The sequence below is a fragment of the Bacillus sp. UNCCL81 genome (assembly GCF_900112535.1).
Lineage (GTDB): Bacteria > Bacillota > Bacilli > Bacillales > Bacillaceae_G > Gottfriedia > Gottfriedia luciferensis_B.
Window position 1 is genome coordinate 348,858 of the sequence record NZ_FOMF01000006.1, and the last position, 15,092, is coordinate 363,949.

The window sequence follows — 15,092 nt, forward strand, 5'->3', positions numbered from 1 at the left end:
GGTTTTAGATAGAAAGTGAAAAAGTAGGGTACAGGTTTTTAGATTTGTGACATATATATTAATTAAGTAGGTATAAGAAGGATGTGAGTGATGATGTTTATTCGCAACCAAAACATCATTCAAGACATGTTTACTCATTATCAAATTCAACCAGCTGAATTACTTCAAGTACAGTCATATTACATGTTTTGGCAGCGGAATAGGGTGTATTTTCTTGCACCCATTGGAAATTTAAAAGAAGATGATTTGCAGGAAATGAAGAGTTTAAGTGATTTTATGAGCTCAACCGGAGATCAATCGGTCGCAACCTTTGTTCAAAATGTTCAAGGGTATTATGTGAGTAAGATTGATGGAAATAATTATTCTCTATTTAAAAGTAACAGACAAAATGAACGCAGTAATAATAACGGTGAAGAACTTGCGATTTTTCATTTAAGAGGAAAAAAATATTCAGATGAATTGAAAAGATTAAATAGAATCGGGAAATGGAAGAATTTATGGGAAAAACGTTTAGAGCAATTAGAACGATTTTGGCAAAGTAAAGTGAATAGTCACCCCGAAAATTTTTTCGAACAAATATTTATTGAATCTTTTCCTTATTATCTCGGAATGACTGAAAATGCGATTCAATATGTTGTAGATACTGAACTAGATGATACTCCTCAAGTTATTGATGCAGCAACAATCTGTCATCAAAAAATGACTGAACGAAGACAGAAAGAAATTCATTTTGCAAAAGTACCGATTGAATGGATTTACGATCATCCAAGCAGAGATCTTGCTGAATGGGTTAGGGATGAATATTTAGAGAATCCTGATAATTATCAAAAGAAAATCCTTTCATTTTTTTATGGTTATGAAAAGAAAAGTCCATTATCTACTTTTGCGTGGCGTTTATTATTTGCAAGGCTTCTTTTTCCCGTACACTATTTTGAAACAATTGAAGGATATTATTTGGCAAGGAGTGATGCGGATCGGAAAAGGTATGAGCGTAAATTAGTTAATTATCTTGAAAATACTAGTGAGTTTGAAGCTTTTTTAGGTGGATTTTATGATTTGATCGGACTACCAACTGCTAAGTTAGGGATTCGTGAAATTAAATGGCTAAAATAAAAGAGAGGGTTTAAACCCTCTCTTTTAGTATTGAAAATATATTAGAATACTTGCTCTACCTCAATTACACCAGGTACTTCTTCTAATAAAGCTCGCTCAATACCAGCTTTTAATGTAATAGTTGAACTTGGGCAGCTACCACATGCACCTAAAAGGCGAAGTTTAACAATACCATCCTCAATATCAACTAAATCAACGTCTCCACCATCACGTAGTAAAAACGGTCTTAATTTATCTAAAACTTCTTGTACTTGTTCTTTCATGTCCATTCATATCGACTCCTTTCACTAATTTTATTATAATCAGTTAAGAGGAAAAAATCTATTACAGAGTACTTTGTGTGTTTGAAATTATTTTTGGACACACCTTTATTGTATGCTAGGAGGAGAAAATGAGTAATAAAATTTTAGTGGAAGTTTTTGGAGCTGAAGTAATATGTGCAAGTTGTGTAGGAATGCCATCATCAATTGAAACTTTTGAATGGCTTCAAGCTGCACTTCAAAGAAAATATCCTGACTTAGCCTTTGATTTTCAATACATTGATATATTTAATGTAGAGAATAATGAAAAAGAAGATTTCGCTGAACGAGTTAGAAATGATGAATTTTTCTATCCGGTAGTATTAGTAAATGGAACTGTTGTTGGTGAAGGTAATCCAAAATTAAAAGATGTTTATAACGCTATTGAACTATAATGAATTAAAACCCTTTACAAAAATGTAAGGGGTTTTAAAAGTGTTGAAATATAAATGGTCAATAGGGAAACGGACATTAAATGAACATTTATTTAATGATGAAATTATCATTTTTGAGATGATCTATTAAGGTTTTAAATGTTAATATGGTTGAGTAATTTCATGATTCCAATAATCACTAGTAATGATTTTTTTCAGAAGTTAAAAATACTTTGGACTAATTTTTTAAAATAAATTCAGTTGTTTAGTTTAATTAATGTTCGATATTTATTGACCTACAAGCTGATTAATATAAAATAGCTGGGTTACTTTAGTAAAGGCAATCTGATTAGAATTTATTGCAGACTTTTTTCGTTGAATAAGTTGATTGGAGCGGAGGGGTGCTCGACTCCTATAGGATAAGTGGGAAGGCTGAGACCCCGTAGGCTTGCCGAGGAGGCTAAAGAATCTCGCCCCATGGAAAGCGAGTATACTGTAGTGGAAATCAACATCACTCTACTCCTTTTACGAAAATTTGGTAATTTAATTGACAAGGTTGTTTTTCAACAACAATAACCCCCCTTACAAAAATGTAAGGGGGGTTATTGATTATAAATTTGCTTTTTATTGGCTTCTTATTGTAATTGACTCTTTTCCAAAAAGATTAAAATGTTTTAATAAAATTCATTATTTTATGTAAAATGCAGAAGATTTACATGATAGAATAGAAGTGTAAAGACAAATAAATTACAATTTTTGGCATATATATAGGATTGGGAGGAGGGGTGGAATGGTTGCGATTAGTTTATTTGTAATTGGCGTTTTATTAATTATTATCGAAATGTTTTCGTTAACCTTTGTATTCTTATGGATTGGTATTGCGAGTATTCTAGCTTCAGTTGTAAATTATTTTACAGGATCAAATACTTTTACTTTTATCGTTTTTGTTATTAGTGCATTAATTTTGTGGCTTAGTACAAAGAAATTTGCAAAAAAAATCCACCAGCATAAAACGATAGAAAATGGAGTATATGCTTTAGTTGGTAAAGAGGTCGTTGTAGCTTCTGTTGAAATAAATGATGATACAGTAGGTACAACTAAAGTTTATGGTGACGAATGGACAATCCGTTCTACTGAACCATTAATTTTAAATGAAAAGGTAATTGTAACAAATATAGAAGGTGCAACTTTATACGTGAAAAATAACTAATTGAGGAGAAGTGCTATGTCTGATGTAGGTTCTATGGTTGGTCCGATTATTATTGGTATTATTGTTTTATTTGTTGTGTTACTTTTATTATCAAGTATTCGCATTGTTAGACAATCTGAAGTATATCTAGTAGAACGATTAGGGAAATTCCATCGTAAATTAGAGAGTGGAATTCACGTTGTAATACCATTTGTTGAACGTGTAGCTAGTAAAAAAACATTGCGTGAGACTGTGGTAGATTTTCCACCACAATCGATGATTACAAAAGATAATGTTAGTATCCAAGTAGACTCAGTTGTCTTTTATCAAGTAACTGATGTTGTGCGTCATGAATACGAAATTGCTAATCCATTGTCTGCGATTTCCAATTTGACTGCTACTACTTTACGTAACTTAATAGGGGAATTAGATTTAGATGAAACTTTAACAAGTCGTGATACAGTTAATAATAAACTCCGTGCAATTCTTGACCAAGCAACTGATAAATGGGGAATGAAGGTTAATCGTGTAGAAATCCGAAATATTATTCCACCAATTGATATACAAAATGCGATGGAGAGACAAATGCAAGCAGAACGTACACGTCGTGAAAAAGTATTAAATGCACAAGGTGAAAAAGAATCAAAAATCCTGAAAGCAGAAGGAGAAAAGCAATCAAAAATTCTTGAAGCAGAAGGGGAACGTTTAAGCCAAGTTGAAAAAGCTCGTGGAGATAAAGATTCTCAAGTTTTACGCGCAGAAGGGGAAGCGGAAGCAATCATTAAACTTGCTGAAGCGAAAGCTAGAGGGGAACAACTTGTATTAGATGTTTGGAGAAATGCAGAGCCAACTAAAGAAATGGTTCAATTGCGTTCAATGGAAGCTTTAGAAAAAGTAGCATACGGTCATGCATCAAAACTTGTTATTCCGACAGACGCTACAAAGCTTTTAGGGATGGTTGAAAGTGTAAAAGAAGTTATTAAATCTGACAAAACAGAATAAAAAAAAGCCCCTTAGCAATTATGTAAGGGGCTTTTTAGCATATTAATATAACTAAAAAGATGTTTTGTTAATCAACCATTGTGGTATTTATACATCCATAAGATTCCAGACTTAATTAATCTTGGAACACGTCCGAGTAGTGGGCGCTCATTGAATAGTCCAAAACCATGTTTTTTACCTAGTGAGCCCATAATACCTTTTAATTTTATTTTAGGCATTACTTCTGGAAGGTCTTCACCTTTCCATTTTTTTTGTAAAACCATAACGATTTGTTCTGCTTGAGCTTCTGCTAGCTGTGCAGAAGGTGCATATGGTAATGATGCACAATCTCCCACTACATAAACATGCTCATCGTTTGGCATGTGATGATATTTCGTTACAACGATTCTTCCTGTATTGTCTTTTTCCACGTCTAAATTGCGGACAACTTCAACTGGTTGAATTCCCGCTGTCCATATTACAGCGTCACAATGAATTTCATCATCATGGTTAAATAAAGTATTTTTCTCAACTTTTGTAATGTTTGAATTGCTAACAATTTTTACATCGTGCTCAATAAACCAGTTTTGTACATAATAACTAAGTTTTTCTGGAAACATTGATAAAATTCGGCTTCCACGATCAAATAGTAAAATTTGTAAATCGCTTCTACTTTCTCTTAACTCACTAGCTACTTCTACACCACTTAAACCAGCACCTACAACACCGATTACTGAATTAGGAGGTAGACTGTTTACATTTTCATAAGCGTTTCTTGTTTTTTCAATTGTTTGAATACTATAAGTATGTTCCGGTGCACCAGGTACATTATGGTATTTATCCTCACAACCTAAACCGATAATTAAATCATCATAAGAAACTGATTTTCCATTGCTTAATTCTACTTTCTTGTTTGCCGTATCAATTGTGGTAATATCTCCATAAACAACCTTTAATTTCTCATGAGTTGGTAATGGTATTCTAATGTGTTGCTCTGGAACTGTACCTGCAACTAATGCATAATACTCAGTTTTAAAGCAATGAAAAGAATTTCGATCAATCAATGTGATATGAACATCCTCAGGTAAATCAGATGTTAATAGACGTGACAAAGCACGAATATTTCCATATCCGGCACCTAGTAATACGAGGTTTTTCATAGTTGATGTTCCCCTTTTGTTTTATTAGCGTTGAATGAAAAAATTTTTCTATTTTTCGACAATTATATTATATATATTTTATGTTAAAATAACAACGCCTAACTCAGTAAAATAAAGCTCATTCCATTTATTCTCAAAAGGATTGACGTTTTAAAAAAAAAAGAGTAACTTTATGAGGAGCAAGGAGTGAAAAATAGTGAGACCATTAGTCGAATTTTGTATAAAAAACCTAGCAGACGGTGCACAAAAAGCTTTAGAACAGCTTGAACGTGATCCAAATCTAGACATACTAGAATATGGCTGCCTTGGATATTGTGGAAAATGTAGTCTATCACTTTTTGCACTAGTTGAAGGGGAAGTAGTTACTGGAGAAACGGCAACCGAGCTAGTAGATAATATTTATATTTTCTTAGAGGAAAATATGTTAATATAAGAAGCACTGTTAATAATTAACAGTGCTTTTTCTATTTTTCGAGCTATTTCAACAATATTTTAGTCTTCCTCAAAATCCGTTTTACATCCCTCAATCATACCCTTTTAAACATTTCAATAATACTATTCTTTCGTTAAATTACATTAACCAATATTATTTTTATTACGTACACTATTTTTAATCTTTCGCAAAGTTAATGCAAAAAAAATGAGCATTCACTTAAGTGAAAGCTCTTAAAATGTTTCTATATCGAGAAACGGGGGATGTTCTTATTGTGCTCAATTCATTTAAATTTTATACTTGTATTAATAAAAAAAGTAAGGAGTCATGAAAATGAATTCTTTTCGTTATACAAAAATGCATGGATTAGGAAATAACTATATTTATGTAAATATGTTTGAAGAAAATTTAAGAGAAGAAGAGCTTTCTAAACTTGCAGTTGAAGTTTCAAATATTAATACAGGAATTGGTAGTGATGGAATGATATTAATCTGTCCATCAGAAGTTGCTGATGTAAAAATGCGAGTATTTAATAATGATGGGTCAGAAGCTAAAAATTGTGGTAATGGTCTAAGATGTGTAGCTAAATATTCATATGAACATGGAATTGCAAATAATACTTCATTTAAGATTGAAACGATCAGTACAATTGTTGAAGCAACAGTACATGTTGAAAACAATATTGTTAATCAAGTAACAGTAAATATGGGGAAACCAATATTCCGAAGATCACAAATCCCAATGATTGGTAATGATCAGGAATATGCTAAGGATAGAATTTTATTTGAAGAGAAAAGCTATGAATTTTCAGCAGTTTCGATGGGAAATCCACATGCTGTTTTTGAAGTAAGTGATATAAAAACGGCACCATTAACAACTTTAGGTCCAATTGTTGAAAAGCATGATTTATTTCCGGAAAGCGTAAATGTTGAATTTATCGAATGTTTGCCGCATAATGAGATAAATTTCGTTGTATGGGAGCGAGGTTCTGGTATAACGCAAGCATGTGGAACAGGAGCTTGTGCTGCAGCAGTCGCTATGATACAAGAAGGTAAATATAAACGAGATGAACCGATAACTGTTCACCTGCAAGGTGGAGATTTACAAATTACTTGGTCTACTGATGGGGATGTATGGATGAAAGGCCCAGCAGTTACAATAACAGAAGGCATATACTATACTCAAAGAGGAGTGAAATAAATGATTACAGTTACTGAACAAGCAGGTTTAAAAATTAAAGAAATGATCGAAAACGAAGAAGATCAAAACACTTTTGTTCGCTTAGGAGTAAAGGGTGGAGGTTGCTCTGGACTTTCATATGGACTTGGTTTCGATCCACAAAAAAATGATGATGATGACACAGAATTAGAATATCATGGCATTAAATTTTTAGTTGATAATGAAAGTGCTCCTATTTTAAAAGGAGTTGTAATTGATTTCAAAGAGTCATTACTAGGCGGAGGATTTACAATCGATAATCCAAATGCAATCGCATCATGTGGATGTGGTTCTAGTTTTAGAACAGCTACGAATGCAGGTACACCTGAAGAGTGCTAATTCAGACTGCCAGCCAAACGCTTGCAATCAGTCTGAAAATCCATTTTTTAGTACTTTGTCTACACATGAATAGGATACTTTTGTATCCTATTTTTTCTATTATACAAACTAGGCAAAATTCTTAATTGTTAATATTTTTACAAATTCAGGGTAAATTATTGAATCTTTTTTGAAGTTGTGTACTATTATATAGTGTAGATAAAAATTTCAATTGGTTTTTTAAGAAGTTGGTTGTGAAATGGTTCACGAATTATGCTGTACATTGTTCAATACATCACAAATAATATTAAAAAAGAATTGGAGTATTCCATTTAGTTTGTAATGATGGTTTTGAACATTATACAAAAGCTATTATCATCACTGCAGGAAATGGTGCATTCCAAAGTGCAGATAATTGATCAACAAGCTGTGGTAAGCTTTCAATGATTTTTACACTTGCTTGTCGCATTCCACCATAAAAGGAAGTGAATAAACCAATTGGTCCTCCACCAATAATTGTAATATCATACACTTTTTCGTCTTTCATAAGGAATAGCCCCCTCATGTATAAATGCATGGCATCTATAATAGAATAATATCATATTTTATGCCGATAAAATTAAAATATGGCAGTTAAAACATTGTAGAAATTTTTCTAAAATATGAGGTGTGAATCAAAAAATAACCAATTTCACTTAATATTTCGAGAATTCTACCGATTAGATTTATGCTTGAAATCTTACACAAAAAACTTTAATATTGTTATAGGCTAATTGTTAACATTTTGTGACAATTATTACGAAATATTTAGACAAATATCCCTATTTAATCGTTTGCTCACTTATGTACTGATTTTATAATGAATTAGATTGCTCACTATTGAGCTTAGTTATAAATTTAGAGATATTACGGCAAATTGTAGTTAATTAATATAATTTAAAAGGATGGTATGTATATCATGAATAAGCCTAAGATTGTAATCCTTGGAGCTGGGTACGGTGGAATTATTACTGCAACTCGACTTCAAAAAACATTATCTGCAAATGAAGCGGACATTACATTAGTAAATAAAAACAGCTACCACTACCAAGCAACATGGTTACATGAAAATGCAGCAGGTACATTACACCATGACCGTACACGACTTGATATTAAAGACGTGATTAATCAAGATAAAATTAACTTTATTCAAGATACTGTTACTCAAATCAAACCTGAAGAGAAGAAAGTATTTCTTTCTAACGGCGAATTAGACTATGATTATTTAGTAGTTGGACTTGGTTTTGAGTCAGAAACTTTCGGAATTAAAGGATTAAAAGAACATGCATTTTCAATTGCTAACATCAATGCTGCTCGTCAAATTCGTGAGCATATTGATTACAGCTTCTCTAAATACTACAACACTCCAGTTGAAAAGCGCGATGAGTTATTAACGATTATCGTTGGTGGTGCTGGATTTACTGGTATTGAATTTGTTGGTGAACTTGCAAACCGTGTTCCAGAATTATGCAAAGAGTATGATATCGATCGTGATTTAGTTCGTATTATTTGCGTAGAGGCTGCACCAATGGTATTACCAGGTTTTGATCCTGAATTAGTTGACTATGCGGTTTCTCAATTAGAGAAAAAAGGCGTAGAATTCAAAATTGGTACAGCTATTAAAGAATGTACTGAAGATGGAATCATCGTTGCTAAAGGTGATGTAGAAGAGAAAATCAACTCTGCAACAGTTGTTTGGGCTGCAGGTGTACGTGGAAATGCATTAGTAGAGGAATCTGGTTTTGAAGCGATGCGTGGACGTGTAAAAGTTACAAAAGATATGCGTGTTCCTGGAAATGACGATGTATTTATCGTTGGTGACTCTGCTTTATTAATTGACGAAGCAAGTAACCGTCCATACCCACCAACAGCACAAATTGCAATTCAACAAGGATTTAATGTTGCACACAACTTAGCAGTACTAGTTCGTGGAAAAGGTGAATTAGAAGAATTCACACCAGACATTAAAGGTACAGTATGTTCATTAGGACATGATGATGCAATTGGCGTAGTTTACGGTAAGAAATTAACTGGTTGGAAAGCTTCATTTATGAAAAAAGTAATTGATAACCGTTATTTATTCGTACTTGGTGGACCAATGTTAGTTCTTAAAAAAGGTAAATTAAACTTACTATAAGCATATTAGCTCGACTTAAGTCGAGCTTTTTCTTTGTAAATTTTAAATTAGCAGCGGTGAAGAATTCTAGATGTAGTTACCCATTTTAGGAATTAAGTATAAGTGTAACTACACCTCTATCTTCGCCTAAAAGCTCGCCAATAGACGAGTTTTCTTTATCGTAAAGGTGGTCATATTAGATGAGTAAAAGAAGCAATGTATGGCTAGGGGTAGCTGGTTTAGTGAAAGACTCTAACGGAAGATGGTTAGTTGTAAAGAAAAAATATAGTGGCTTAAAAGGTTTATGGTCTTTACCAGCAGGTTTTGTAAAACAAGATGAAACAGTTGACCAAGCAGTTTTAAGAGAGATTAAAGAGGAAACAGGCGTAAATGCAACTTTAATTGGTTTAATAGGTGTTAGGACTGGCGTTATTCGGGAAGAAATTAGTGATAATATGTTAATTTTCTTATTACAGGCAGATGATACAGTAATATCGATTCAAGAAGAAGAGTTATCAGATGCACGTTTTATTTCTGAAGAAGAGTTACTTAAGGATCCTACATCTTCATTATTAATCAAATACTTAATTGAAAATCCTCCGAATAAACCAATGAATGTGGTTAAAGGTTTAAACCCAGGAGTTCAATTCCAATATACAACCTATCATTTTATTAAATGATTTTTCAATAATTTGAATTTTTTTAAAATTGACGATAGGACAAGAAGGTTTTACACTGTATATAGAAAAAATGTGGGGTGTTTTTTATATGGTGATGAGTATTCCAGTTTTACTTATTTCAATTTTGTTATTTTTCGTATTAGCTTTTGGAATCGGTTTCCTTGCAAATATGCTTTTTCGAACTACTTGGTTTATGGTAGTAATCTATCCACTATTAATCGTTATGATTGTGGACAAGATTAGTACGGTAAAATATTTTACTAATACTACTGTAGCTTTTGAGACATTAAAAACAAACTTAATGGCAGTAGGAACTGGTGATATTGTTATTTTAACAGCTGGTTTAGTAGGGGCAATTATGTCAGGAGTAGTAATCCTTTCATTAAGAAAAAATGGATATCAAATGTTCTAACTTCTAACTTTCTCAAGTATGAGAAAGTTTTTTTTATATTTTTTTTGTTTTAGGGAAAGATGAAAAGATGAAAAGGAGTGAAATGATTCATTGGGTATAAATAAAAAATTATTTAGACGTGTTATTTTATCTATTTTATTCATTATTGCTTTGTTTTCTTCTTTAAAAATCCTTGCAAATATTCAAGTGGCTACGATAAAAGGCTGGTTTAGTGATTCAATTGCAATAAATAAAGTATTTGCTGAAGAAAATAAAACGATCACAAATGAGAGCATAATGATTACGATGGCAAAAAACATCGAACATAATACGAATTGGAATAATTATAAAAAAGTAACAGTTACAGCAACTGGTTATACAGCCGGGAGAGAATCGACAGGGAAAAGTCCTAAAGACCATTCTTATGGCATTACTTATTCAGGTGTGGAAGTAAAGAGGGATTTATTTTCAACCATTGCAGCCGACTTAAACGTATTTCCGATAGGAACGGTATTATTTATTCCCGGGTATGGATATGGAGTGGTAGCTGATAAAGGTGCAGCAGTAAAAGGAAATCATTTGGATTTATATTTTCAAACTGTTGGAGATGTATTTGAGCATTGGGGAAAGAAGAAATTGGCTGTTTATATTATAAAGCAAGGGTCAGGAAGATTTACAGAATCAGATCTTAAAGAATTGAATGAACAAAACTCGTTACAAGTATTTAGACAGCAATCAAAGAATCAAATTGGAGAATAGATTATGGAAAAAATAAATTATAGCTTAACCATTAATGCACCAATTGAAGCTGTTTTTGAAGTTGTTGATTCAGATGAGCATATAAAAAAGTGGATGGATGGTTTTATAGAGAATAAGTATGACGAAAATTTTAACAGAGAAAAACCAGTTGGTCATAAGTTTAAGCAAAAGTTAAAAGAAGATGGGGAAATTCGAGAATATGATGGCGAAATCATTTCTTATAGCCCGCCAAAAGAATTAGGTATTCGATTAAAGCATACTAATTTTACTGCGATGCAGTCTATCGCTTTTTTTCTGTTGGATCAAATCAAACCCGGTTAGATTATGAATGTAGCTTGGAAATGTCTTCAGTAGTAGCTAAAATGACGGGCTTCATATTCAGTTGGTTCACAAAACGAATTGTAGTAAAACAAATGAGTAGTTTAAAAGAATATGCAGAAAAGCGATTTGATGGTGTACTATAAAAACATGCCCCTTGCATTTATAGCAAGGGGTTTACAACGTTAAAAGGAAATTTATTTTGAATAAAAGGAAAATCTTTTCATTATCTCGAATTTAAAATAAGTAAAATTTTATAATAAAATAGAAATTGTTAAACATAATTTTTTGTTCAAACAAGAAAGACGAAACAGAGTTGTTTAAAGTGAGTAAGCTTTAATGGAGAGGTGGAGGCGTTATGGAAGAGAAAATGACCTTAATGCATGCATTAGGCATGACGATAGAGTCTGTTGAGGAAGGCAAAGTAGTGATGAAAATGGAGGTAACGGAAAAAGTACATCAACCGTTTGGTTATTTACATGGTGGTGCTTCAGTTGCTTTAGCTGAAACAGTTGCGAGTGTAGGAACGTTTTCGATGATTGATCAAGAGAATCAACTTGCTTTTGGCCTTGAAATAAACGCAAATCATTTACGTTCTGTTCGTGACGGTGTCGTAACAGCAATCGGAACTGCAGTACATACAGGTAAAACGACAATGGTTTGGGATATAAAAATTTACTCCGAGGATGAGCAGTTAGTTTGTATCTCAAGATGTACAGTCGCGATTAAAGATAAACGAAATTAACATAAAGAGCTGCTAAATTACAAATGTAATTTAGCAGTTTTTTTTTATGATCGAGGATATCAAACTAATGACACTTGGTAAATTGGTCAGTCAGGTTTCTTAAATATTAAAATGTAATTTAAAATGATTATTTCTAAAAAGAAAAAATAGAAACTCATCAATTTTATCTTAAACTTATGGTAAAATAATTAAGTTGTGTATATAAAATTTCGAAGATAAGTGAGACATCCTCTATTTAAGGATTTAATTTCTTGAGATAGAGAAGAAAGGAGACATTCGATGAAAAATATATATTACACAGGCTTTAATGCACTTTTATCAATTATCATGTTTACGGTCGCCATTACATTAAACTTCTTTCAAATGACTATAAACTTTTTATCAGTATCTGGTATTCTACAACCACTTACAGATCTACTTCCAGAGAAGGAAATTAGAATCCTTACATTTCTAGGTATAGCATTTCTTTTCTATTTAGTTTTGAGTGGATTCAAATTAATTTCTGATATGATCTGGCAATTTGCGCTACTACTTTTCTCAAAGGACAATGAAGGAATAGACTTATTAGCAACTAAGAAATATTCTTTTGTCTTTTTAATTGGTGGATTAATTGCTATCTTTTTAAATAAATCTTTAGTGTATATTGCTATTATTTTAATAGTATCAGTAATTGCATTTTTTATTTTATTTTTAATTAAGCAAAGATCTAACTATACAATTGTAGGGGTCATTGGTTTTATAATGATCCAATTAATCATTTGGGGATTAGTAGGAAGCGGAGTAGTATATGGCGCTTTTACAGTTCTAGCTAAATTTAAAACTTCAATGCCATTTTAAAAAAAGTAGCACTTTTGAGTATCTCAAAAGTGCTACTTTTTTGTTTATAGATTAATATAAATGGCCATTCACAACGATGTTTTGCCATATGCGTTGAGTAGGTGGATAAGAATAGTTTTTAGGAATTGGAATTCTTTGTTTATCATTACCAATCCACGTACCAATTGTATAGTTTGAAGTTAATCCCATGAACCATAGATTCGTATTATCGTTAGTTGTACCTGTTTTACCGCCAATATAGTTTAACGGCATATAGATATGTTTAGCAGTACCATCTTTTACGACAGAGTTTAACATGCTTCTCATAGTTTCGTTCGTTGATGGATTGTAAACACGAATTGCTTTAGGTTCATTATCGTATAATACGGTACCATCTCTTAACGTGATTTTTTTAATAGCGGTATTTTCATAGAATACTCCATTGTTTCCAAATGTAGAGTATGCATCTGTCATTTCTAATGGTGACATACCGACATTGAAGCCACCAAGAGCACGACCTAGCTCTACACGGTCTTCATTTGTAATCGTTCTAAACCCAAACTTATCTAAGTATGAATAACCTATACGTGGTGTAAGTTGCTCATATAATCGAACTGCAGCCGTATTAAATGAGTTTTGCATTGCAGTACGTATAGTTACATCCCCGTATTCTTTTTTACTATCATTTTTAGGACAGTACGTGCCTTTACAGTAGTTATCTGCGTTTACTTTTGTATCTGGTGTAGCACCAAAGGTTTCGATATATGGCGCATAAACTAGTAATGGTTTAATTGTTGAACCTGGCTGTCTATATGATTGGAATGCTCGATTTAGATTGTGAGGTTCATAGTTTCTTCCACCAGAAATTGCAATAATTTCATGTGTATCATTTCTTACTACAACTGCAGCGCCTTGTGTATTTGTTGAAATTGTTCCTCGATTAACTGCGTTAACTGTCGCTTGTTGTACTGATGGATTTAAGCTTGTATAGACTTTTAAGCCTTGATTTTGTAAATATAATGCTCTCTCTGGAACAGTTTTTAATTTTTTTAATTCAGTTTGTTGTGCTGCTGATAGCTTACTAGTATTAAATTTGCCTTTTTTACCAGCTAAAATACTCTTTAGCTCAGAATCTACGTAAGAATAGTAATCAGGATATTCCTGTGTTTTACTATCTTTCTTAAGCGTAATTTTTTCTTTCATAGCAGCAGTGTACTGTTGTTCAGTGATTTTTCCCTGATCTCTAAGTATACCTAAAATTCTTTCTTGACGCTTTTTAGCATTATTAAAGTTTTTCAAAGGATCATATAAAGTTGGGTTATTTGGAATTGTACAAACGAAAGCTGTTTGAGCAATACTCAAATCTTTTACCGATTTGCTAAAATATGCTTTACTTGCAGCTTCAATTCCATAGTTTCGATTGGCAAAATAAATTGTATTAATGTACATTTCTAAAATTTCATCTTTAGAATATTGCCTTTCAAGTTGCAAAGAGATTTGAATCTCTTTAATTTTACGTTCGACTGTACGTGCTTGAGTTAAATATAAGTTTCTTGCAAGTTGCTGTGTAATCGTACTAGCTCCCTGTTCTATTCCACTATTCGAAACATTCACCATAAATGCCCTAGCAACTCCAAATAAATCAATACCTTTATGTGAATAAAAATATCGATCTTCGGTAGAAATAAAGATATCTTTTACTAGTTGCGGAATATCACCGCTTTTTAAATTAATTCTATTATCACCAGAAGCAGGAATATAAAAAGGATTATTATTTCGATCATAAAAAACACTGTTCTGTGATAAAGAAACAACAGGCAGTTCTTCTACCTTCTTTTTGGGAATATGTTTTGAGGTCTCATATGCCATCATAGCTTGCTGAGATGTGAAATAAAAGACAAGAAAGCTTATTATAATAATAATAAATCCAATAATTTTTTTCATAATAGCCCTCTATATACTTTCTATTTTTTAATTCGTTTAAAGAATTAATTAAACGAACGATATTATTTTAACACGATTTTTCATCTTGATGGGTATCTTATGTTATTTTTTACACAAATTGGTTGTATTAATAAAATAAGGAATAAAGTAGAAAATAGGAAATTTGTCTTACTTGAATATTCGTTAATCATATAAGACA

Annotated in this window: 18 protein-coding genes and 1 pseudogene; 15 read left to right on the forward strand and 4 right to left on the reverse strand. The window is 32.2% G+C overall.

The genetic code is table 11. From position 1 onward, the window contains the following. Positions 1-114: 114 nt before the first annotated feature. On the forward strand, positions 115-1,113 hold the full coding sequence (gene yutH, locus BM319_RS15520) for a spore coat putative kinase YutH (RefSeq protein ID WP_069034993.1): 999 nt from the start codon (positions 115-117) through the stop codon (positions 1,111-1,113). A 41-nt stretch (positions 1,114-1,154) separates the two neighbouring features. Here the strand turns inward: yutH and BM319_RS15525 are convergent, their stop codons facing one another. Further along, entirely contained in the window at positions 1,155-1,382 is a 228-nt protein-coding gene (locus tag BM319_RS15525; protein WP_025671774.1) for a NifU family protein, read from the reverse strand. A gap of 122 nt (positions 1,383-1,504) precedes the next feature. Between BM319_RS15525 and BM319_RS15530 the strand changes: the two genes are divergently transcribed. From BM319_RS15530 to BM319_RS15540, 3 genes are all read left to right on the forward strand, one after another. Beyond that, positions 1,505-1,807, forward strand: coding sequence for a YuzD family protein (locus tag BM319_RS15530; RefSeq protein WP_069034816.1), 303 nt, complete (start codon positions 1,505-1,507; stop codon positions 1,805-1,807). 769 nt (positions 1,808-2,576) lie between these two features. Next, positions 2,577-2,996 carry an NfeD family protein gene (locus BM319_RS15535; protein ID WP_091023539.1) on the forward strand — a complete coding sequence of 140 codons (420 nt, stop codon included), beginning with the start codon at positions 2,577-2,579 and terminating at the stop codon, positions 2,994-2,996. Between the two features lie 15 nt (positions 2,997-3,011). Continuing rightward, positions 3,012-3,977: an SPFH domain-containing protein gene (locus tag BM319_RS15540; RefSeq protein ID WP_217648350.1), complete on the forward strand. Its 966-nt coding sequence runs from the start codon at positions 3,012-3,014 to the stop codon at positions 3,975-3,977. Between the two features lie 71 nt (positions 3,978-4,048). Here BM319_RS15540 and BM319_RS15545 read toward each other — a convergent pair whose 3' ends face one another. Further along, entirely contained in the window at positions 4,049-5,116 is a 1,068-nt protein-coding gene (locus BM319_RS15545; protein ID WP_069034814.1) for an NAD(P)/FAD-dependent oxidoreductase, read from the reverse strand. A 196-nt stretch (positions 5,117-5,312) separates the two neighbouring features. Between BM319_RS15545 and BM319_RS15550 the strand changes: the two genes are divergently transcribed. From BM319_RS15550 to BM319_RS15560, 3 genes are all read left to right on the forward strand, one after another. Further along, entirely contained in the window at positions 5,313-5,549 is a 237-nt protein-coding gene (locus tag BM319_RS15550; RefSeq protein ID WP_056468696.1) for a YuzB family protein, read from the forward strand. A 333-nt stretch (positions 5,550-5,882) separates the two neighbouring features. Next, the gene (dapF, locus tag BM319_RS15555) at positions 5,883-6,749 is read left to right on the forward strand and encodes a diaminopimelate epimerase (protein ID WP_091023541.1); all 867 of its coding nucleotides are present in this window, start codon (positions 5,883-5,885) and stop codon (positions 6,747-6,749) included. Continuing rightward, entirely contained in the window at positions 6,750-7,106 is a 357-nt protein-coding gene (locus BM319_RS15560; RefSeq protein ID WP_091023543.1) for a HesB/IscA family protein, read from the forward strand. A 379-nt stretch (positions 7,107-7,485) separates the two neighbouring features. On the opposite strand, the pseudogene BM319_RS15565 reads toward BM319_RS15560, so the two are convergent. Beyond that, a pseudogene (locus BM319_RS15565) lies at positions 7,486-7,650 on the reverse strand (ferredoxin--NADP(+) reductase); the annotation flags it as partial. Between the two features lie 393 nt (positions 7,651-8,043). On the opposite strand from BM319_RS15565, the gene BM319_RS15570 reads away from it, so the two are divergent. The 8 genes from BM319_RS15570 to BM319_RS15600 all read left to right on the forward strand — a co-directional run bounded on the left by BM319_RS15570 (position 8,044) and on the right by BM319_RS15600 (position 12,970). Beyond that, positions 8,044-9,261, forward strand: a complete 1,218-nt coding sequence (locus tag BM319_RS15570) for an NAD(P)/FAD-dependent oxidoreductase (protein ID WP_139226537.1) — start codon at positions 8,044-8,046, stop codon at positions 9,259-9,261. Between the two features lie 179 nt (positions 9,262-9,440). Continuing rightward, a complete protein-coding gene (locus tag BM319_RS15575) occupies positions 9,441-9,920 on the forward strand; it encodes an NUDIX domain-containing protein (RefSeq protein ID WP_091023547.1) in 480 nt (159 codons plus the stop codon). 94 nt (positions 9,921-10,014) lie between these two features. Next, the gene (locus BM319_RS15580) at positions 10,015-10,332 is read left to right on the forward strand and encodes a YuiB family protein (RefSeq protein WP_056469021.1); all 318 of its coding nucleotides are present in this window, start codon (positions 10,015-10,017) and stop codon (positions 10,330-10,332) included. 90 nt (positions 10,333-10,422) lie between these two features. Beyond that, a complete protein-coding gene (locus tag BM319_RS15585; RefSeq protein ID WP_069034807.1) occupies positions 10,423-11,070 on the forward strand; it encodes a 3D domain-containing protein in 648 nt (215 codons plus the stop codon). A gap of 3 nt (positions 11,071-11,073) precedes the next feature. Continuing rightward, positions 11,074-11,391, forward strand: a complete 318-nt coding sequence (locus BM319_RS15590; RefSeq protein WP_091023549.1) for an SRPBCC family protein — start codon at positions 11,074-11,076, stop codon at positions 11,389-11,391. A gap of 20 nt (positions 11,392-11,411) precedes the next feature. Beyond that, on the forward strand, positions 11,412-11,534 hold the full coding sequence (locus tag BM319_RS25125) for a hypothetical protein (protein ID WP_286143792.1): 123 nt from the start codon (positions 11,412-11,414) through the stop codon (positions 11,532-11,534). 212 nt (positions 11,535-11,746) lie between these two features. Continuing rightward, positions 11,747-12,133, forward strand: coding sequence for a PaaI family thioesterase (locus tag BM319_RS15595; protein ID WP_025671788.1), 387 nt, complete (start codon positions 11,747-11,749; stop codon positions 12,131-12,133). A gap of 279 nt (positions 12,134-12,412) precedes the next feature. Beyond that, a complete protein-coding gene (locus tag BM319_RS15600; RefSeq protein ID WP_069034805.1) occupies positions 12,413-12,970 on the forward strand; it encodes a DUF5366 family protein in 558 nt (185 codons plus the stop codon). A gap of 51 nt (positions 12,971-13,021) precedes the next feature. Here BM319_RS15600 and BM319_RS15605 read toward each other — a convergent pair whose 3' ends face one another. Then, positions 13,022-14,893 (reverse strand): transglycosylase domain-containing protein, encoded by a 1,872-nt coding sequence (locus BM319_RS15605; protein ID WP_091023551.1) that lies wholly within the window; start codon positions 14,891-14,893, stop codon positions 13,022-13,024. Positions 14,894-15,092 lie beyond the last annotated feature (199 nt).